At 68.2% G+C, this 20,575-nt stretch carries 16 protein-coding genes; 2 read left to right on the top strand and 14 right to left on the bottom strand.

Features of this window, described 5'->3' with window-relative positions:
- Window positions 1–40 precede the first annotated feature (40 nt).
- On the top strand, window positions 41–628 hold the full coding sequence (locus IG04_RS0126460) for a GNAT family N-acetyltransferase (protein WP_030479423.1): 588 nt from the start codon (window positions 41–43) through the stop codon (window positions 626–628).
- Window positions 629–688: 60 nt separating this feature from the next.
- Here the strand turns inward: IG04_RS0126460 and ndk are convergent, their stop codons facing one another.
- The 14 genes from ndk to IG04_RS0126390 all read right to left on the bottom strand — a co-directional run bounded on the left by ndk (window position 689) and on the right by IG04_RS0126390 (window position 19,520).
- Window positions 689–1,099, bottom strand: coding sequence for a nucleoside-diphosphate kinase (gene ndk, locus IG04_RS0126455; protein ID WP_030479422.1), 411 nt, complete (start codon window positions 1,097–1,099; stop codon window positions 689–691).
- A gap of 103 nt (window positions 1,100–1,202) precedes the next feature.
- Complete coding sequence (locus tag IG04_RS0126450; RefSeq protein ID WP_030479421.1) at window positions 1,203–2,645, bottom strand: DHA2 family efflux MFS transporter permease subunit; 1,443 nt, start codon at window positions 2,643–2,645, stop codon at window positions 1,203–1,205.
- 40 nt (window positions 2,646–2,685) lie between these two features.
- Window positions 2,686–3,168 carry a MarR family winged helix-turn-helix transcriptional regulator gene (locus IG04_RS0126445; protein ID WP_030479420.1) on the bottom strand — a complete coding sequence of 161 codons (483 nt, stop codon included), beginning with the start codon at window positions 3,166–3,168 and terminating at the stop codon, window positions 2,686–2,688.
- 50 nt (window positions 3,169–3,218) lie between these two features.
- Window positions 3,219–8,657, bottom strand: a complete 5,439-nt coding sequence (gene pulA, locus IG04_RS0126440; protein ID WP_051770729.1) for a pullulanase-type alpha-1,6-glucosidase — start codon at window positions 8,655–8,657, stop codon at window positions 3,219–3,221.
- 94 nt (window positions 8,658–8,751) lie between these two features.
- Window positions 8,752–9,996 carry a hypothetical protein gene (locus IG04_RS47735; RefSeq protein ID WP_063758321.1) on the bottom strand — a complete coding sequence of 415 codons (1,245 nt, stop codon included), beginning with the start codon at window positions 9,994–9,996 and terminating at the stop codon, window positions 8,752–8,754.
- A 21-nt stretch (window positions 9,997–10,017) separates the two neighbouring features.
- Window positions 10,018–11,526 carry an alkaline phosphatase D family protein gene (locus IG04_RS0126430; protein WP_030479417.1) on the bottom strand — a complete coding sequence of 503 codons (1,509 nt, stop codon included), beginning with the start codon at window positions 11,524–11,526 and terminating at the stop codon, window positions 10,018–10,020.
- A 51-nt stretch (window positions 11,527–11,577) separates the two neighbouring features.
- Window positions 11,578–12,000, bottom strand: coding sequence for a hypothetical protein (locus IG04_RS0126425; protein WP_084402196.1), 423 nt, complete (start codon window positions 11,998–12,000; stop codon window positions 11,578–11,580).
- 43 nt (window positions 12,001–12,043) lie between these two features.
- On the bottom strand, window positions 12,044–12,742 hold the full coding sequence (locus tag IG04_RS0126420) for an ESX secretion-associated protein EspG (RefSeq protein WP_030479415.1): 699 nt from the start codon (window positions 12,740–12,742) through the stop codon (window positions 12,044–12,046).
- 1 nt (window position 12,743) lies between these two features.
- Entirely contained in the window at window positions 12,744–14,078 is a 1,335-nt protein-coding gene (locus tag IG04_RS0126415; protein WP_030479414.1) for a PPE domain-containing protein, read from the bottom strand.
- Window positions 14,075–14,680, bottom strand: a complete 606-nt coding sequence (locus IG04_RS0126410; protein ID WP_030479413.1) for a DUF3558 domain-containing protein — start codon at window positions 14,678–14,680, stop codon at window positions 14,075–14,077. Before IG04_RS0126410 ends, IG04_RS0126415 begins: the two co-directional genes overlap by 4 nt.
- A 13-nt stretch (window positions 14,681–14,693) precedes the next feature.
- Window positions 14,694–14,990, bottom strand: a complete 297-nt coding sequence (locus IG04_RS0126405) for a PE domain-containing protein (protein ID WP_030479412.1) — start codon at window positions 14,988–14,990, stop codon at window positions 14,694–14,696.
- A 150-nt stretch (window positions 14,991–15,140) separates the two neighbouring features.
- Window positions 15,141–15,539 (bottom strand): DUF4233 domain-containing protein, encoded by a 399-nt coding sequence (locus tag IG04_RS0126400; protein WP_030479411.1) that lies wholly within the window; start codon window positions 15,537–15,539, stop codon window positions 15,141–15,143.
- Window positions 15,536–16,873, bottom strand: coding sequence for a bifunctional tetrahydrofolate synthase/dihydrofolate synthase (gene folC / locus IG04_RS0126395; RefSeq protein ID WP_030479410.1), 1,338 nt, complete (start codon window positions 16,871–16,873; stop codon window positions 15,536–15,538). The genes IG04_RS0126400 and folC overlap by 4 nt, the downstream gene beginning before the upstream one ends.
- Window positions 16,874–16,901: 28 nt before the next feature.
- A complete protein-coding gene (locus IG04_RS0126390; protein ID WP_030479409.1) occupies window positions 16,902–19,520 on the bottom strand; it encodes a valine--tRNA ligase in 2,619 nt (872 codons plus the stop codon).
- Between the two features lie 136 nt (window positions 19,521–19,656).
- Between IG04_RS0126390 and IG04_RS0126385 the strand changes: the two genes are divergently transcribed.
- Complete coding sequence (locus IG04_RS0126385; RefSeq protein WP_030479408.1) at window positions 19,657–20,523, top strand: hypothetical protein; 867 nt, start codon at window positions 19,657–19,659, stop codon at window positions 20,521–20,523.
- The last annotated feature ends 52 nt before the right edge of the window (window positions 20,524–20,575 follow it).

Raw genomic sequence — 20,575 nt, 5'->3', positions numbered from 1 at the left:
GAACAGGTCTGACAATTTTCGACGCAATTACGATCGCCCCATGCCCACGACCGAACTGCTCTGGCTCTCGGAAGCCGACGACGACCTCCGCGCCGAGATCCACACAGTCGTGCACGACGTGGTCGCGGCAGGCGGCGCCGTCGGCTACCACGAACCCCCGGCCTACGACCGCATCTCAACCTGGCTGGACACCGTTCTCAAACAGGTCCGCGACGGCGACGCCGCCTTCACCGCGGCCACGGTGGACGGCGTGGTGCGCGCAGTGGGCCTCTGGCGCCGCGGCTCGACCGCCGTCTTCCAGCACCGCGCCGAAGTCCAGCAGATCATGGCCCACCCCTCGGCCCGCGGCCTCGGCCTGGGCAAGCGGGTGATGGAGGGCCTGGTCACGAACGCCCGCGAACGGGGCATCGAAATCGTCATGCTTGGCGTACGAGGCAACAACCACGGCGCAATCGAGCTGTACGAGAGCCTCGGGTTCCGCGAGTGCGGGCGGATGCCGAACGCGATCGCGGTGGGCGGCGAACGGTGGGACGACGTGTGGATGTACCTGCCGCTCGGCTACCCGGAGGGCACCACCCTCAACGGCGCGGCACCAGGCGGCAAGGGCAGCAGCCCCCGAAGGACCTGACCCCGAACAGGCCGGTGGGGTGGCTTCGTCACGAAGCCACCCCACCATCGCAACCAAACCTCAGAGGTTCGGGAACCAGATCTTGATCTCGCGCTCAGCCGACTCGACAGAGTCAGACCCGTGCACCAGGTTGAACTGGACCTCGGTCCCGAAGTCCCCGCGAATCGTGCCAGGCGTGGCCTTCTCGATGGGGTCGGTCCCACCGGCAAGCTGACGGAACGCGGGCACAGCGCGGACACCCTCAACCACGAGAGCGACCAGCGGCCCACCGGTGATGAAGTCGACGAGGTCGGCGTAGAACGACTTGCCGTCGTGCTCCGCATAGTGCTGCTCGGCGGTGGCGCGGTCGGCGGTGCGCAGCTCCAGAGCGGCGAGCTTGAGGCCCTTGCGCTCGATGCGGGCGATCACCTCGCCAACGAGACCACGGGCAACGCCATCGGGCTTAACGAGAACCAGGGTGCGCTCGGACACGACGGTGTGACTCCTCGAAAACAGGTACGGGATGTGCGAACAGGGTAGCCGCGCACGTCGGGAGGGCTGTGACCCGGGATACGTCAGACTTCTGCGCCGATCGCTAGTGCACCAGCACCGGCTGGGCCTCGCGGTCGACGGAGACCTGCCGCAGCACGAACACCGCCAGTCCGAGCGCCACCGCCACGAGCGCCGACGAGATCCAGAACGCCAGGTGGAAGCCCGAGGTCAGCGCTTCCAGGCGGCCGACGCCCGAGGCCAGCAGCGACGAGGTGTAGGTGGTCGAGGTCGTGGCCAGCACCGCCAGGCCCAGGGCGCCGCCCACCTGCGCGGTCGTGTTCACGAGACCGGACGCGAGGCCCGCCTCGTCGTGTGCGGCGCCGGACATCGCCAGCGTCATCAGGGCCGGGAACGACAGCCCCAGGCCGATGCCCAGCGGTGCCACGGCGGGCAGGATGTGCGCGACGTACGAGCCGTCGACCGGCACCTGCGTGAACACCACCATGCCGACGAGCATGAACAGCAGGCCCACGATCAGCATGTTGCGTTCGCCGAAACGGATGTTCAGGCGTGCTGACAGCGACACCGAGAACACCGCGATCGCGCCGGCGACGGGCATGAACGCCAAGCCGATCTGCAACGGCGTGTACTGCAGCACGAGCTGCATGTACAGGGTGCCGAGGAAGAACAGGCCGAACATGCCGGCGACCATGGAGATCTGCACCAGGTTCGCGCCGGTCACGTTGCGGGACTTGAACACCCGCAACGGCAGCAACGGCTTCGCGGCGGTTCGTTGGCGCTGCACGAATCCCACCAGCAACGCCAGCGCGACGGCCCCCAGTCCCAGCGTGTGCGCGGAGCCGAAACCGTAGTGCTCGGCCTTGACGATCGTGTAGACGCCGAGCATCACCGCGGCCACGATCAGCAGCGCGCCAAGGACGTCGGCGCCTTCCCGCAGGCCGAGGCCGACGGAGTCGGGTACCAGGCGCACGGCGGCCACCGCGGCCACGATCCCGATCGGGATGTTCACGAAGAAGATCCAGTGCCACGACATGGCGTCGGTCAGCACGCCGCCGAGCAACAGGCCCAGGGACGCGCCCGCCGCCGCGACGAAGCTGAACACGCCGATGGCGCGCCTCTGCTCGTTGGGCTCGGGGAACATCGTCACGACCATGCCCAGCGTCACGGACGTGGCGAGCGCACCGCCCGCTCCCTGCACGAACCTCGAAATGATCAGCATCTCGGCGCTGAACGAGAGCCCGCACAGCAGCGACGCCACCGTGAAGACGCCCAGGCCGATCAGGAACACCTTCTTGTGCCCGATCAGGTCGCCCAGCCGACCCGCGAGCAGGAGCAGACCGCCGTAGGCGATCAGGTACGCGTTGACGACCCAGGCGAGTCCCGCCTGGCCGAACTTGAGGTCTTCCGCGATCGCGGGCAGCGCGACGTTCACGATCGTCTGGTCCAGCACGATCATCAACATGCCTGCGCACAGCACTATCAGCGCCAGCCAGCGCGAGTCGGTCCTCAATCCCCCTGAAGTCATAAGAGGAACCGTAACAGATAGTTTTGTACGGGACTATCTTCTACCCAACGGCATGACGCAGCGCACGTTTGCGCGGCGGCTTCTCGCACGCCACGGGAGTGCCCAGACGGCCCTCGACCAGTCTCGTCAGGCCGTTGACCAGGCCCGCACGCTCGTCATCGGGCAACGAGCCGAGCACGCTGCCGACCACGTCCCTGTACACGTCGTCGGCCTTCGCCACGATCGCGCGGCCCTGCTCGGTCACGACCACCACGCGGGCGCGGCGATCGGTCGGTGACGGCTTGCGCTCGGCGTAACCGGCGGACTCGAGCGCGTCCATCGTCACGACCATGGTCGTCTTGTCGATGCTGACCATGTCGGCGATCTCGGTCTGCGTGAGCTCCGCGTCCAGCGCGCTGGACAGCACGCAGCGGGCTCGCGGAGTCAGTCCGATCTCCGCGAGCCTCGCCGTCAGCTCCGTCTCCAGCGCGTGCCCCGTCCGATGCAGCAGCATCATCAGGTCAGTACACCCCGTCGTGCCCATGGGTACGACGGTACCAAACTAATCCGGAACGAAACTATTTCTCAGCGGGACTATCGCTCCAGCACCACGACCGAGCGTGCGGCTCCCACCCTCTTCTCGCTGGTCAGCGGCTTCCAGTCGCCACCGGGCAACGAGACGGGACGGTCCGTCTCGTAAGGGTTGATCACCACCAGCACTCCCCGGCGGGCCCGGTCCACGTCCGGCCCCGCCGTGTCGTCGACGTGCATGACGATCACGCCGGACTCCGCGGCCGGGAAGGAGACCTTCTGCTGAACCAGATCGGCCGACCCCAGCGAGAACAACGGCGACGACTGACGGATCCGCAGCAGCTCGAGCGTGGCGTCGAGCGAGGCCTTCATGTCCGCGGACGAAGGCTTCGCCATGCCCAGCAACGGCTTCGCGTACGGCCACTTCGACTCGTTGTCGGCCTTCGGCGGCAGTCCCCGGCCGAAACCGTTGTCGCGCAACGACGGGTCGTACGGGTTGAACCAGTCCCCTGAGTCGTAGCTGTTGCGGTCCAACGATTTCGAGCGCAGGAACTCGGTGCCCGCGTGCATGAACGGCCGCCCCTGCCCGAGCAACGCCGGTGCCAGCGAGACCGTCTGCATCTTCACGCGATCAGCCATCGAGGTCTCGGGCTTGAGCTTGTAGGCCAACGCGTCGAACAACGTCTCGTTGTCGTGCGCGTCGACGTACGTGATCGCCTCCAGCGGCTGCCCGGTGTACCCGGCGGGCGAGCCGTTGTACTGCACGTCCCGGCCCGACACCACCGGCCCGGCCGTCGACTGGAACCGGTACGAGGCCATGTTGCCGGCCATGCCCAGCTTCACCAGGTCGCTGTAGTTCTCCAGCCGCTCGGCCACGTTCCCGTTGGCAGGCGAGGAGTTCACGCCGCCCGCCAGCCCCGAGCCGATGCCCTGTACGCGCGGGTCGTCGTCGAACGGACCGCCGCCGCGCACGGCGTCGCGCAGCCGGTCGCTGAACGTGCCGATGCCCGTCCCGGCCATGTTCGCCTGGGTGGCCTGCTCGAACCGGGCGTTGCCGGCGACCTCGCCGAAGTCCCAGCCCTCGCCGTAGACGCCGATCCTGCGCCCGTCCACGCCGTCACGTTCGACGGTCAGCGCGTCCAGTGCCGCCCGCACCGCGAGGATGTTCGCCTTCGGGTGGTGGCCCATCAGGTCGAACCGGAACCCGTCGACCTTGTAGTTGCGCGCCCACCGCACCACGGAGTCCACGACGAGCTTGCCCATCATGGCGTTCTCGGTAGCGGTGTTCGCGCAGCACGTGGAGTTCGCCACCGAGCCGTCGAGGTTGAGCCGCTGGTAGTAGCCGGGCACGACCTTGTCCAGCACGGACGTCGGTGCGTCGCCGAACGCGGCCGTGTGGTTGTAGACGACATCCACCACCACGCGGTTGCCGTTGTCGTGCAACGACTTCACCATCTCGCGGTACTGCTTCGAGCGCGCCTGGCCGTTCTGCGCGTCCGCCGTGGCGTACGAGCCTTCGGGCACGTCGTAGTGGAACGGGTCGTAGCCCCAGTTGAAGCCGTCCTTCGCCGCGACGGCACCGACGCAGGCCTGCTGCTGCTCGGAGTCCGCGGGGAGCGTTGGCAGGTCGCAGGCCGGGGTGGCCTGGTCGGAGCGCTTCTCGGGAATCGTCGCGATGTCGAACGTCGGCAGCAGGTGCACGGTGTCCATGCCCGCCGCGGCCAGCGTCTTCAGGTGCTTCATGCCCGTCGAGTCGCGGTGCGTGAACGCCTTGTACGTACCGCGATCCGCCGCCGGGACGGACTGGTCGTTGATCGAGAAGTCCCGCACGTGCAGTTCGGTGATCGCACCGCCGATACCGCGAGCGACATCGCGGGACCAGCCCTGCGGCATCGAGCGGCTGTCCGTCAGGTCAGCGAACTGCGAGTGCGTCGAGTTCACCGACAACGCGACGGAGTACGGGTCGGTGACGACGACCGTGCGCTGCCAGTCGGTGACCTCGAACTGGTAGTACTTGTCCTTCCAGTTGCCCGTGCCGGACCACGATCCGGACGCGTCGTCGCGCTTGAGCTGGACGGTCCTCGAAGGCTCTCCGGACGGCCGGTCGAACAGGCGCAGCTTCACGTTCCGAGCGGTAGGCGCCCACAACCTGATCGACGCGCGGCCGTGGTCGAACGTCGGTCCGAACGTCAGTTTCGTTGCGGCAGCGGCATAACGGTCGTCGAGCACGCCCGCGATCTGCACGCTCGTGCGGTGCCGGATCGCACCGCCCGCATCAACGTGCACGGCGGAAAGCTTGTCCCGCAACGCCTCGTCGACGAACCCGCGCACGGCGAACACCGGCTTGCCCTTGAGATGCGGGAACTGCGCCGGCACCTCCTCGGTCGTGGGGGACAACCGCAGCACCCGTGCGCCGTATTCGAGGCGGTAGCCGTCGGACTGCACGGACGGAACGTCCCAGACGACCTTGTCCTTCGAGATCCAGATCGCCTTGGCCTTGGTCAGGTCGTCATCGGCGGCCGGACCGGCGTTGGGCGGCAGCAGGTAGGTCTCGTTGCCCTGCAACTGCCACACCTCGTTGCCCTTCTGCCCCAGGTCGAGGAACTGGTCGGGTCCGGGATCCTTGGTGTCGCCGCGGTGGATGATGTAGCTCAGCCCCGCGGCACCGGCGGCGAGCGGCACCGACCAGTAGACGCCGAACTGGTCACGCCCGTCCGGCACCTGGGACTGGTTCCAGCCCGGTGACGGCTCCGCGGAACCCGTCCAGTGGTACATCGTCCAGCCCGCCGAAGTACGTTCCTCAGCTGAGGCGGCATTCAATGCCGCGTAGTCGCCGTCCGGGCGGTTGTAGTGGATCACTGCCCGGTTCTCGGCCGCCGCCTTCGTGGCGTGCACCTTGCCGCCGGCGACCCACGCGTGGCCGCTCGCGAACTTGCCCGAAGCCTCCACCGTCGTGCCGCGCACGACGGAGAAGTCAGTGGTGGGCGGGAGTTCCGCGACGCCGTTGGTGAACGGCACGTCACCTCGTCCGGCGACGCGCACAACGGCTCCGGTGGCGTCGCCGACGTAGTGCACGACCGCCTTGCCCGTGGCCGCCTGCTCGGACGCGTGCACGGCCGGGTCGCCCTGCTTCAGCCAGATTTCGGGCGTCACGCTCGGGTCGACGAACCGGTCGACCGAGGTGTCCTTCTCGTCGCCCTTGTGCGCGATGAGACCGACCGACTTGGCGCCCGGCTTCAGCTTGACCCAGGCGAAGCGCCCGTAGGCGTCCTCCCCCGCGAACGGCAGCGGCGCGTTCCACTCGGTCGGCGTCTCGACGTCGCCCCAGGCATGCAGGCCCCAGCCGTCGTAGTTGTCCCGTGCGTAGTGCACGACCAGCCAGTCCGGGTTCTTCGTGCCGGGGTCCGGGAGCGGCGGCGCGGCCACGAGCGACACGAACGCACCGTCCGCGCCGATCTCACCGGACTTCGCCACCACCCGCAGTTCGACGCGCTTGCCGACGGCCGCGCCCGGAAGTGCCGACACGTCGGCGAAAACCCGGTACGGAGCCGCGTCGTCGGTGCCGAGCACGGTCCAGTCGCGGGTGCCCTCGACACGGGCGGCGAACGTGGCCGCCGCGTTGGGCGCGCTGATGCCGTCGGCCCTGAGCTCGACGCGCTCGTCCAGCACGGTTCCGGCCGCCGGGGCGACCAGGACGGGCGCCGGCTTGGACTTCACGACGTCGCTGGTTCCCTTGAGCACCAACGAGGACAGCGCGGGCACGGTCACCGTGACGCGACCGTTCTGGACCTGCGCGTTCTCGAAGCCGGACGAGGACACCGGCACGGTCACGGTCGCCGGCGAGGTGCCCGCGTTGGCGACAACGAGGTGCTCGCGGCCGAGGATGCGGCTGAACGCGAACACGTCACCGTCGGCGTACCGGAGCACCTGGTTGCCGTCACGCCACACGGGATCGCGGTCGACCTGCTCGGCCAGTGCCTTGAGCTGCCGGTACAGCGGGTGCGCGGGGTTGAAGTTGTCCTGGGCGCCGGTGCGGTCGCTGCCGACCAGCTTCTCCGCCATGTACTCCGGCGTCTTCGAGGCGAACATGTCCTGGCGTGCCAGCTTGTCGCCGCCCGTGCCCGCGAAGCCCTGCTCGTCGCCGTAGTAGACGACCGGGTTGCCGCGCCACAGGTACATCAACTGGTTGCCGAGCTTGAGCCGCTCCAGCAGTTCGGCGTCCGAGATGCCGGGGCGGTCGTTGCGGATCATCCACGCGATCCGGCCCATGTCGTGGTTGCCGAGGAACGTGGGCAGCGAGGACGCGTTGGAGTCGGCGTCGGTGTAGCGGTCGTCGTCGAGCAGCACCTCGCCGAGCCGCTGGGAACCCTTGCCGGACAGGAAGGTCAGCGCACTGCTCTGGAACGGGAAGTCCAGCGTCGCCTGCATCCTGCCGTCGGTCGTGTACTTCGAGGTGTTCTCGGGCGAGGAGTCGAAGACCTCGCCGAACACGAAGAAGTCCTTCTTGCCCTTGCGGTTCGCGTACTGCTTCACGTGCGGCGCGAGAGCCTGCCAGAACTCCAGGTTGACGTGCTTGACGGTGTCGACGCGGTAGCCGTCGATGTCGAGCGTGTCGATCCAGCTGGTGAAGATGTCCTTCATGCCGTTGACCACGCGCGGGTGCTCGGTCATCAGGTCGTCGAGGCCGGAGAAGTCGCCCTGCTCGCTCGACTCTCCGGAGAACGTCGAGTCGCCGCGGTTGTGATAGAGCGTGGAGTCATTGAGCCACAACGGGTACTTCGCCGGACCGTCCTTGACCGGGGTGTACGGGAAGGACTTCTGAGCGTCGAGCTTCGGGAAGTCCTTGCGGCCCGCATAGTCCGCGAGGTCGAACGGCTTGCCCGAAGCGTCCAGGTACGGCTGCGCACCCGTGCTCACGTACTGGGTCTTGTTCTCCGCGTACTTGATCACGTCGGCGGTGTGGTTCGCGACGATGTCGAAGAAGACCTTGATGCCACGCCGGTGCGCGTCGCGGATCAGGTCGCGCATCTCCTGCGTGGTGCCGAAGTGCGGGTCCAGCTTGGTGAAGTCGAGGGTCCAGTAGCCGTGGTAGCCGGCGGAGTCGCCCTGCACCCAGCGATTCAGGAACATCGGCGTCATCCAGATCGCCGTGATGCCCATGCCGTCGAGGTAGTCGAGCTTCCGGTGCAGACCCTTGAGGTCGCCACCGTGGTAGAAGCCCTTGTCAGCGGGGTCGAAGCCGTTCTCGGCGGCCTTCGAACGGCCCCGGTCGTTGCCTGGGTCCCCGTTGGCGAACCGGTCGGGCATCACGAAGTAGAAGCGTTCGCCCCGGAGGTCGTCTCGCTTGGGCGGTAACGCGAGTCTCGAATCCCCGTCGCGCACACCGGGCGCTATGTCCACCACCTCCCCCACGGCCAGGCGTTGCGGTGGAGCGGCAACGGCCTGGACGGGTGTCAGCGGAAGTAGAACCAGTGCAGCGAGCGCGGCGACGACCCGACGCATCGCGACCTCCTTGTCGCAAACTCTTGCAGGGTTGCTGCACGAAACCACGACAAACAGCGGGAAACAATACGTCGGGTACTGCAAATGTTTGCAATCAGCCTGCCGGACGCCGATAGGTGATCGCCATCCGCAGGGGATGTGAGCGCCACTCGTTGACCGCGAGCCCGGCGATCACGCCGATGCCCTCGACCGACTCCGGCGTCGCGGGTGCGCTGCGGCTCGGCGAGCCGGCCAACGGCCCCTCGGTCGGCGGCGGCGAGAACTGGGCGATGACCATCGGCTGGCCCTCGTGCGGCTGCACGGCCAGGAGGATGTGCGGATCAACCTGTTCGCCCTGGTTCTCGATCGGTTCCAGGGACAGGAACTCGCCGCGTTCCGCCGCCGCCCCCGCCATCCGGCCGGCCCACTTGTAGGCGTCCATGACGTCGTCGTCGGAGAGCGCCGCGTCGGCCTCGGGCAGCGTGACCTGCTGCAAGCGCGTGCCGTGCGCGGTCATCTGGCCGTTGGTGGTGAAGCGGTCGGGGATCATCGCTTCGCCGGTCTCGATGTCGATGAGCAGCATGTCGCGGAACCGGGTCTCGGCGAGCGGCGACCGGCCCATGAGCCCGCGGCCGAGCATCTCCCTGAGCTTCGGGTCTGCGGTCCGCCAGTACGTCGTCTGCTCGCCGATCTGCAGGCCGATGAAGTCCTTGACCGGCAGGCTCGGCAGCGCCGTGATGAGGCTCTGACCAGGCGTGACCGGCGGTGGGGGCGCCTGCACCCGGAACGGCGGCAGCGAGGCGAACCCCGGATCCACCCGTGCCGTGCGGACCACGTGATGTGCCCACGCGCGCACACGCGTCAACGGGTGGTCAGGGAACCTCGCGTCGTGGCGGGGATCGTCACCCGCGTGGAACGGCAGCACGCCTTCCAGTTCGGGCGCGTACGGATGCGGTTTCACCCAGTTCTGGAATCCGAGCTCGTCCGCGAGAATCGCCTCCCGCACGCCCGTCATGCCGCGTTCCACCGCGCCCAGCTGCAGCACGGCGCTGCAGTTCTCCTTGGGGATGGTGAAGGAGCCGACGAACACCTGTCCGTTCGGCTGGTTCGGCAGCGGCAGCTTGATGATCCGCAGCAGCGCCGGCGCCCCTCCGAGCTGGACGACGTGGGCCTCGATCAGGCAACCGGTCTCGCCGTGGATCAGGGCGAGGTCGTGCCTGAGTCTCGGCAGGTCGTCCAGCCCGGCGGGCAGATCGGGGACCAGGCCGTAGTAGGCCAGTTCGGCCTGGTCACCGCTGGGGTGCTGCCAGGTGTTCTGGTCGAGCTGACGGAAACCGGTGGTGTCGAACGAGATGGGCACCCACCGACCCTACGACCCCCGTCAGGCGGCCCTGAGCGTTTTGGACCAGAGGGAGGTGCCGGTCGCGTCACGCAGCCACACCGTCAGCTCGTGCCGCGACGCCTTGACCTCGCCGAAGTGCTGGAACCCGTCCAGCGGCGAGGTGTTGGCGGCGGGCGGCGCGTGCACGAACACGGCCTGCGGACCGAACGTCGGATCGAGCGTGTTCGGGCCGAACGCACCGGCGTGCAGCGGACCGGACACGAACTCCCAGAACGGGTCGAAGTCACCCACGGCCGCGCGGTCGGGCGAGTAGTGGTGCGCGGCGGTGTAGTGGACGTCCGCCGTGAGCCACACGGTGTTCTTGACGCGGCGCTTCTTGAGCTCGCGCAGGACCCACGCGATCTCGTGCTCGCGACCGTTGGGCGCGCCCGGCAGGCCGTTCGCGACGCCCTCGATGTCGGCGCCGTCCGGCACGGTGAGGCCGATCGGGAGGTCCGCCGCGATGATCTTCCACGTGGCGGTGCTGCGGCTGAGCCCGTCGACGAGCCACTTCGCCTGCTGCGCGCCGAGGATCACGCCGGGCTTGTCCTTGGGCGAGGTGTTCCGGTCCTTGTAGGTGCGCATGTCGAGCACGAAGATCTCGACGTTGCGGCCGTAGGAGAACTTCCGGTAGACGCGGCCGTCCACCGCACGCTTCCGGTCGATCGGCATCCACTCGTGGAACGCCTGGAAAGCCCGCTGCGCCAACACGTCCACGCGCTTCTCGGTGTAGAGCGGGCTGTCGAGGATCTCGCCGGGGTACCAGTTGTTCGTAACTTCATGATCATCCCACTGCGCGACGACGGGGACCTCGGAGGCGAAGCGCTTCACGTTGTCGTCGAGGAAGTTGTACGCGAACTGGCCGCGGTACTCGTCGAGGGTTTCGGCCACTTTGGACTTCTCCGGCGTGACGACGTTGCGCCAGATCCGGCCGTCCGGGAGCGTGACGCTCGCCTGCATCGGGCCGTCGGAGTAGACGCTGTCGCCGCTGTGGATGAAGAAGTCGGGCCTGCGGTCGGCCATCGCCCTGAAGATCGGCATGCCGCCGATGTCGGGGTTGATGCCCCAGCCCTGGCCCGCGACGTCACCGGACCACACGAACCGCACGTCGTCGCGGCCGAGCGGGGCGGTGGCGAAGCTGCCCGTGACGGGTGCGCTGCAGGTGCGGCCGTGCAGGTCCTCGGCCGTGACGCGGTAGTAGGCGGGGCGGCCGGGCAGCAGGCTCGACACCCTGACCTGCCCGGTGCCGCCGGTCTCGGGGGTGAGCAACGGGCCGCGGAGACGGCGGGAGAGACGGAACCCCGGATCGTTGGACACCTCGACGAACATCCGCGAGGGACGGTCGGCGCGTGTCCACACGATGCCGCCGTCCCAGGTGACGTCGCCGGACTGCACGCCGTGGGTGAGGATCGGACGGTCGGACTTCGCGAGGCTGATGCCCGAGGGCACCAGCGCCGCGGCCGTACCGAGTGCGCCTGCCTTGAACAACGTACGACGGTCGAAGGTCATGCGCGGTTTCTAGTCGCCGGTTCTGGCCGGTTCTGAAACCCGAGGTGAACTTCAGCAGCGCAGGTCGGTCCAGCCCGACACGTAGCTGCCGCCCGGCACGGTGACGCTGGCGACCGCGCGGGTGCACTTGCTGAGCGTGGCCGCCCCGGCACCCCACAGCTCCTGCTTGGTGCCGCTGCGGATGTCGCCGCCGGGGTACTCCTCGTTGCCGTCGATCACCGCGATCCAGTTCGAGACGCGGTAGGAGTGGCTCTTGGCGTAGGAGTCCCAGACCCAGGTGTAGGCGTAGTTCTTGCCACACCCGGCGAACTGCTTGACCGACGCGATGGTCGCGCCCTGGTACTTCACGTACCCCGTGCTGCCGATCTGCTTGGCAGAGGCACAACCGGGGACGGTCTCGGCGTTGGCGGTGCCGACACCCACGGACAGCAGCGTCGCGGCCAGTGCGGCGGCGATGGCGAATGGCTTTCTCACAGCCACGACGCTGGTGCAGTCCGGTTATGCGGCGGTAAATCCGTTATGCGAGGCGCTTGAGCCAGTCGGTGATGATCTGGCGCGACGCCGGGGTGGCGTGCACCCACGTCTGCTGGTTCTGGTCGGTGTACTTGACCACGAGCCAGCGGCCGTCCTCGAAGTCGATCGTGGTGAGGAACGTCTTGGCGCGCTGCCGGCCCTCGCCGTCGCGCTTCGCCGCGTACAGCTTCGCCGTGCCGTTGCGGGGCTGGGCGAGCAGCTGGCGCAGTGAGATCGACGGCGACGCCTTGCCCTGCTGGTGCAGGTTGATCTCGGTCTCGTGCACGTTGATCGACGCGCCGCGGCCCGCCGGAACGTCCGGCAGCTGCATCGCGAGGACCTCCGGCGCGTTGTCCGGCCGGATCGGGTGCAGCTGCACGAACCCGTTGTCGTGCAGGGCGAGCACACCGTGCTGCGCGTTCGCCGCGACCACCACGGGCTTGGTCTCGTTCGGCGTGACCGCGATCCAGGCCGAGTAGTCGTGCTCCGCCTTGGCGATCAGGTGCAGCGTGCCCCGGACGTCCGGGTGGTCGAGCCCGACCCGCCGCAGCTCACCGATGACGTCGCGCTCGATGAGCACGCGTTCGTCCTCGGTCTCACCGGGCGACTCGACGGAGAGAGCGGGGTGGTACTGCCCCAGCTTCTCCTGCTTCCACAGGACGTCGAAGGCGAGGTCGGACAGTTGGATCGACGACCGAAGCACGTCAGCCCCCGATCGTCGGCGGTGCGACCATCGGCATGTCGCCGATGATCTCGTTCGTGTTCTCCTCGGTGATGAGGTAGTCGGCGGACTTGTGCTCCAGGTCGTCCTCTCCCTGACCCTTCCGCCCCTGACCGCCCATGCCGCCCATGCCGGCCGCGCCGCCTCGTCCGGCCGCGCCTGCCGCTCCGCCGCGGGCCGCGTTCTGGCCGGTCTCGCCCATGCCGCCGAACACCCCGGCCTTGCCGCCGGGCTGCTGGGCCGCCGTGCTGCCGGCCGCTGCGCTGCCGCCACCGACTCCGCCGAGGCCACCGCCACCGAACTTGCCTCCGGCACCGCCACCGGCACCACCACCGAACTTGCCACCCGCACCAGGGCCGCCGGGGCCACCGCGACCGGTGCCGCCCGGACCGTTCGTGCCGCCGCGACCAGGACCACCCGGACCGCCGGGGCCACCAGGACCGCCGGTGTTCGGGCGGACGGGCACGCCGATGGGCGGGAGGCCCGTGTTGTTCGGCCGGTCGATCACGCTGCCGACCGGGGGCTTGCCGATGAGGTTGTCGATCCCGGGCTTGCCGGTGTTGTTGGTGTTGCTGGTGTTCGTGGTGTCGGACGAACTGGTGGTGGTCTGGTCGCCGTTGGTGGTCGGCACGGTCCACGGGGTGCCGACAGTGCTCTGCGGCGTGCTGGTCGAGGAAGTGCTCGAGGTGCTCGACGTCCGCGTGGTCGTCGTGTTGTTCGACGTCTTCTCTTCACCGTTGTGGCCGCCGGTCTCGGCGATCTCGACCACGAGGCTGTCGGTCGTGACGCCGGGGAACTCCCTCGGCAGCTCACCGCGGTTGGTGTTGCTGGCGCTCTGGAACTCCTTGTAGACGCTGCGGTTGTGGGCCTCTTCAGCGTTGTAGCCGTTGACCTTGTCCTCGGTGTCCGTGTCCCAAGGGGTCGCGTCGTCCCAGAAGTTCGTGTCCGGCTTGGACGCCGGCATGTCCTTGAGCTGGTTCTTGTTCAGGTTGAACTGGTAGACCTGGTTCGAGATGGAGTGGTCGGCCTGCCGCAGGGCGTCCTGCATCTGGACCATGGCCTGGTTGATCGGGTTGGCGGCTGCCTGAGCGGCGTCCGCGCTCGACCCGGCCCACGCTTCGCCCAGCGTCTCGCCGACCCGCTTGAGTCTCGCCTCGATGCCGGCGTAGTCGCGCCCCAGTCCTGCGGCCGCGGTGGCGGCGGCATCAGCCGACGCGGTACCAGGGCCACCATGCATCTGGGAGTAGATCTGTGCTCCCGAGAAGCCCTCGGCGCGTGTGTTGTCCTCCGTGAAACAGCTGGGCGCGGGCCTGGTCATTTCGCACCTGCCTTCATCGTGGTGATGGCGAGATTCGCGAACTCGGTGATCCCAGCACACGGGTCGGCGAACTTCGGGCTGCCTTGATTGCTCTGGAAGGTGAACGTGACGGCCTTCACGTCGGACACTCCGACGAGCAACGCGCAGTCACCGTTGGTACGGGCATCCGACACGAGAGCGATGTAGGTGGGGTAGCCCTGGATGGCCGGCTGAGACTCGAACGCCGCGTAGATGTTCGCCTTGTTCGGAAGGATGGTGGAGAGGTTCGTGCCTTCAGGGAGAAATGCGATCCCAGGAGCCATCTTCGCCGGTGTGCTGGCACCCAGCCAGATGCAAGCCGCGCCGAGCTCGTTGCTGTTCACCCGTCCGGTGACGCCGGGCAGTCCGAACGCCTCTACCTGAGCAGGGGTGACCGTATTGCACGGAGCGGCTTCGAAGGCCTTGACGTCCAGCGGGCTCTCGATCTTGGGAGCTCCGCCGCTGTCGTCGGCACTGGTCGACTGGGTGGCGGTGGTGGGCATACCGGTCGTGCCACCGCTGTCGCCGCAGCCCGCGAGCAGCGCGACTGCTGCGGTACCAGCGACGATGGTTCGGATGCGCAACAGCTCAGTCCTTCTACTTGAGGTTGTCCCGGTTGCCTTGCTCGGTCTGCTCGTACTGACGCAGCGTGGCCTGCAGGTTCTCGATCCTGGTGGTCAGGGTGTCCTGAAGCTGCTTGTTCGACTTCTGATGCGCCTCGCCGGCGGCGCGCGCCCAGTTCGCGTAGACCTGGCTCGGCGCGTCCTTGCCGGCACCCTGAACGGTGGTCAGCCGCTCGCCGTTCTGATGGGCCACCATCAGGTCGTCGCGGATGGATTCGTACTCCTTGATCGCGGCGCGCAGTGTCTCCAGATCGACCTTGGTCCCGCTCATCCCAGTGCCCTCCCCCGAAGATTCGTGCGTCGAGCAGCATAGCGCCAGGTCGCGGGGCCGGTCTCGGTTTCGAAGCACGATCGGGTGAACACGACAAACCCTCGCCGTCGCATTGCGACGAGCGAGGGTGTTGCGCGGAAATGCGCTCTGTCAGGACTGCTGTTCTGGCTGCTGCTGCGCCGGGAGCCGGCCCTCGGCCATGCGCTTGAGCAGGTCCTTGCGCAGCCACAACAGGTACGCCCAGACGAGCCCGAAGATCACGCCGATCACGCCCATCGCCGGCAACAGCAGCCAGGTGGCGATCAGCAGCACGTGCAGACCGACGACAGCGCCGATCGCCCACGGCTTGCGGACGAAGGCGCACATCGCGATGAAAACCGCGATGAAGCCGAACGCGATCCAGCCCACCAGGGACGTGACGCCGCCGTGCAGCTTGGCGATCACGGGCAGGGCCAGGGCGACGACGATGACCTCGAGGATCAGCGTTCCGGCCATGATGCCCCGGAACGCCTTCATCGGGTCTTTCTTCAGAGGCGCCGGGGTGGTCATGCCGGCTCCTTTCCGAACAGCGCGCGGGCCTCGCCCGCGGTGACGACGGAGCCGGTGACGATGATGCCGCCGCCGGACTGTTCGTCCTCGATGAGGTGGATGGCTTCCTCGATGGCGTCCACGAGGCGGGGACGTACCTCGAAGCGGTCCTCGCCGAAGATCGGGACGGCCAGGCCGGCGAGGACGTCCGGGTCCATCGCGCGCGGGGAGGAGTTGGTGGTGATCACCAGTTCCTGCACCACCGGCTCCAGTGCGGCGAGGATGCCCTCGGCGTCCTTGTCGGACATGACAGAGACGACGGCCACCAGCTTGCGGAAGCCGAACTCCGACTCCAGAGCCTTGGCCAGGGCCGCGGCGCCGTGCGGGTTGTGCGCGGCGTCGACGAAGACGTTGGGCGCGGAACGGACTCGCTCCAGGCGGCCCGGCGTGACGACCGAGGCGAAGCCCTCGCGGACCATCTCGATGTCGATCTTGCGCTCGGGGCCGGCACCGAAGAACGCCTCGACGGCGGCCAGCGCCAGTGCGGCGTTCTTCGCCTGGTGTTCGCCGTGCAGCGGCAGGAAGATGTCCTCGTAGACGCCGCCCAGGCCCTGCAGCGTGATCATCTGGCCACCCACGGCGACGGCCCTGGACAGGACGCCGAACTCGCTGCCGAACCGGGCCACCATCGCGTCCACCTCGGCGACGCGTTCCAGGATCACCCTCATGACCTCGGGCGTCTGCTCCGCGACGATCGCGACGGCGCCCGGCTTGATGATGCCGGACTTCTCCACCGCGATGTCCTCGGGCCGGTTGCCCAGGTACTCGGTGTGGTCCACGCCGATCGGGGTGAGCACGGCGACGCGGGTGTCCACGATGGACGTCGCGTCCCACGTGCCGCCCATGCCGACCTCGACCACGGCGACGTCGGCCGGCGCTTCCGCGAAGGCCGCGTACGCCATGCCGGTGAGCACTTCGAACTTGCTCATCCGGATCTCGGACTGGCTGTCCACCATCGCGACGTACGGCTCGATCTCGCGGTAGACCTCGACGTAGCGCTCAGGCGAGATCGGCTGGTTGTCGATGCTGATCCGCTCGGTCGCGAGCTGCAGGTGCGGGCTCGTGAACCGGCCGGTGCGCAGGCCGATGCGCGTGAAGAGCGCATCGATCATGCGCGACGTCGACGTCTTGCCGTTCGTGCCCGTCAGCTGCACGACCGGGTACGACGTCTGCGGGTCGCCCAGCACATGGGCGAGTGCGGAGATCCGGTCCAGCGACGGCTCGAGCTTGGTCTCGGGCCACCGCTGGTTGAGCTCGTTCTCGACGTCGAGGAACTCGTCGAGGTTGGTTTCCACGGTCTGACGCCTCCAGCCAAATAAAAAATTACAGCGCGGCCAGGCGCTCGTTGATGCGGGCGATCTCGGACTCGGCGACGGCCTTGCGTTCCTCGATCTTGGCCTTGACCTCGGCGGGCGCCTTGGCGAGGAACGCCTCGTTGCCCAGCTTCTTCGTCGTGCCCTCGAGCTCCTTCTGCGCCGCCGCGAGGTCCTTCGCGAGGCGCTTGCGCTCGGCCGCGACGTCGATCGTGCCGGACAGGTCCAGCTCGACCTTCACCGCGCCCTTGGGCAGGCCGACCTCCAGCGTCGCGGAGACGGTGAACTCCTCACCCGGCTCCGTCAGGCGCGTCAGCGCGCGCACCGACGGGACCTGGTCGGTCAGGCCGACGCAGCACGCGCCGCGGACCTTGCCCGCGACCTTCTGGCCCGGCTTGAGGCCCTGCTCGGAACGGAACCGGCGGATCTCGGTCGCGAGCTTCTTCAGGCCCTCGACCTCGGCCGCCGCGTCCGCGTCCCGCTCGGCGCCGGAGACCTTCGGCCAGTCGGCGACGACGAGCGACTCGCCGCCGGTCAGCGACGTCCACAGCGTCTCGGTGATGAACGGGATCGCCGGGTGCAGCAGGCGCAGCACGACGTCGAGGACGTGGCCCAGGACCGACTGCGTGGCCTCGGCGCGGCCGTCCGCGATCTGGACCTTCGCGATCTCCAGGTACCAGTCGCAGAACTCGTCCCACGTGAAGCTGTACAGCGCCTCACAGGCGCGGGAGAACTGGAACGCCTCGAAATTGGAGTCCACAGTGGACACCAGCGCGTCGAGCTCGTCGAGGATCCAGCGGTCGGCCGCCGTCAGCTCGTCGCGGGCCGGCAGCGGACGGGCGACCGTCGCACCGTTGGCCAGCGCGAACCTGGTGGCGTTCCACAGCTTCGTGGTGAAGTTGCGGGAACCGGCCGCCCACTCCTCGGCGACGGCCATGTCCGAACCGGGGTTCGTGCCGCGCAGCAGCGTGAACCGGGTGGCGTCCGCGCCGTAGCGCTCCATCCAGTCCAGCGGGTCGATGCCGTTGCCCTTGGACTTCGACATCTTCTTGCCGTACTGGTCGCGGATCAGGCCGTGCAGGAAGACGTGGTCGAACGGCTGGACCTCGTCCATCGCGTACAGGCCGAACATCATCATCCGGACGACCCAGAAGAACAGGATGTCGTAGCCGGTCGACAGAACGGAGGTCGGGTAGAACTTCTTGAGGTCCTCAGTGGACTCCGGCCAGCCCAGGGTCGAGAACGGCCACAGGCCCGAGGAGAACCACGTGTCGAGGACGTCCTCGTCCTGACGCCAGCCCTCACCGGTGGGCACCTCGTCGTCCGGTCCGACGCAGACGACCTCGCCGTTCGGGCCGTAGAAGACCGGGATCCGGTGGCCCCACCACAGCTGACGCGAGATGCACCAGTCGTGCAGGTTGTCGGTCCAGTCGAAGTACCGCTTGTTCAGCTCGGCCGGGTGGATCTTGGTGCGACCGTCGCGGACGGCGGCGGACGCGGCCTCGGCGATGGTCTCGACCTTGACCCACCACTGCAGCGACAGGCGCGGCTCGACGACCGTGTTGCACCGCGAGCAGTGCCCGACGGAGTGGACGTACGGCCGCTTCTCCGCGACGATCCGGCCCTCCGCGCGCAACGCGGCGACGATCGCCGGGCGCGCCTCGAACCGGTCGAGGCCGAGGAACGGGCCGTTCGCGGTGATCGTGGCGCGGCCGTCCATGACCGTGAGGTTCGGCAGGCCGTGGCGCTGGCCGATCTCGAAGTCGTTCGGGTCGTGGGCGGGCGTGACCTTGACGGCGCCCGTGCCGAACTTCGGGTCGACGTGCGCGTCGGCGACGATCGGGATGCGGCGGCCGGTCAGCGGCAGTTCCACCTCGGTGCCGATGAGGTGCCGGTAGCGCTCGTCGTCCGGGTGGACGGCGACCGCGGTGTCGCCCAGCATCGTCTCGGCGCGCGTGGTCGCGACGACGATCGAGTTCTCCCCGTCGCCGTAACGGATCGAGACGAGCTCGCCCTCGTCCTCGCTGTGGTCGACCTCGATGTCCGACAGCGCCGTCTGGCAGCGCGGGCACCAGTTGATGATCCGCTCGGCCTGGTAGATCAGGCCGTCGTCGTACATCTTCTTGAAGATCGTCTGGACGGCGCGCGACAGCCCCTCGTCCATGGTGAAGCGCTCACGCGACCAGTCGATGCCGTCGCCGAGCCGCTTCATCTGGTCGAGGATCTTGCCGCCGTACTCCTCTTTCCACTCCCAGACGCGCTCGACGAACTTCTCGCGCCCGAGGTCCTGCCGCGACAGGCCCTGCTTCGCGAGGTCGCGCTCGACGGCGTTCTGCGTCGCGATGCCGGCGTGGTCCATGCCCGGCAGCCACAGCACCTCGTAGCCCTGCATGCGGCGGCGCCTCGACAGCGCGTCCATCACGCTGTGGTTCATGGCGTGGCCCATGTGCAGGCTGCCGGTGACGTTCGGCGGGGGCAGCACGATCGTGAACGGCGGCTTGTCGCTCTTGACGTCCGCCTCGAAGTACCGCCGGTCGACCCACCGCTGGTACAGCTCCGCCTCTACCTCCGCCGGAGTCCACGCGGCGGGGAGGTCGGGACGCTGGGTTGCGGTGTCGAGTTCAGTCACAGCCGAGAAGTCTACGGAGCCCGGGGTCTCGACTTGAAACGAGATACCTGATAACGGCCCGGCGACAATCTGGACCAAGCCATCGGCGTCGCTCACCCCCGTGATCAATGATGTCCGCCGATCACATGGGGGGAACGTGCACTACGGCATCGAGGACCACCCGGACCTCCAGGACTCCGCCTGGATCCGCGGCGCGAACAGACGTGCCAAGCGGGAGGTCCGCAGGCAAAGACGGCAGGCGCGGGCGCGCAGGCACCGCGGCAAGATCATCGCGGTGATCGCGCTGGTCACCGTCGGCGCGGTGGTGTTCGGCCTGAACCGGGCGGGGACGTTCGACAACGTCTCGCCGCCGGACGCGCCGAACCTGAACCTGCCCTATTCGGGCGTCAACGTCGAACAGCCCTTCGCCGGCACGCACGCGGAGCAGTGGTCCGAGGGCGAGCGGGGCATCGTCCTCCCGTCCACCGACCCGGCGTTCGAGCAGGTCCGGCAGGCGCTCATCGCGGCGCGTCTGGAACCGGCGACGATCAGCGAACTCAAGCCCGACCGGTACCTCGCGCTGCTGGCGCCAGGGGCACGCGAGCAGGTCTCCGCCCACCTGCACAACTGGACCACCCGGCTCAAGCCGGGCACGAAGCTGCTCCCGAACGGCATCAGGGTGTCCGGGACGATGGCGCTCGGCGAGAAGGACGGCCACCAGACCGTGACCGCGGACTACGTGTTCGCGTACGCGTTCGAGCCGCCGGACCCGAAGAAGCTCGTCGACCAGATGGAGATGATCGCCGCCGTCCGCGAGAAGATCACGTACACGGTCACGCCGGAAGGGCTGTGGCCGACGGATGCACGCGGCCACCGGTATTCGATCGCGTGTCAGGCGCTCGCGGAGGGCTTCCTCGGGCCGCAGTTCATCGAGCCTCCCAAGCAGGTGGGAAGCCCTCTGAACGACGACAAGAAGTACTTCACCGCCGGCGGAGAGGTCCCGACCGAGAACACGTGCAACTGATCACTCTTTCAGAGGTGCCGGGACGCAGTGACGGCGATCACAATTGACCGTC

Source organism: Lentzea albidocapillata (genome assembly GCF_000719115.1).
Lineage (GTDB): Bacteria > Actinomycetota > Actinomycetes > Mycobacteriales > Pseudonocardiaceae > Lentzea > Lentzea albidocapillata.
This window is presented reverse-complemented; position numbering and strand designations above follow the sequence as displayed.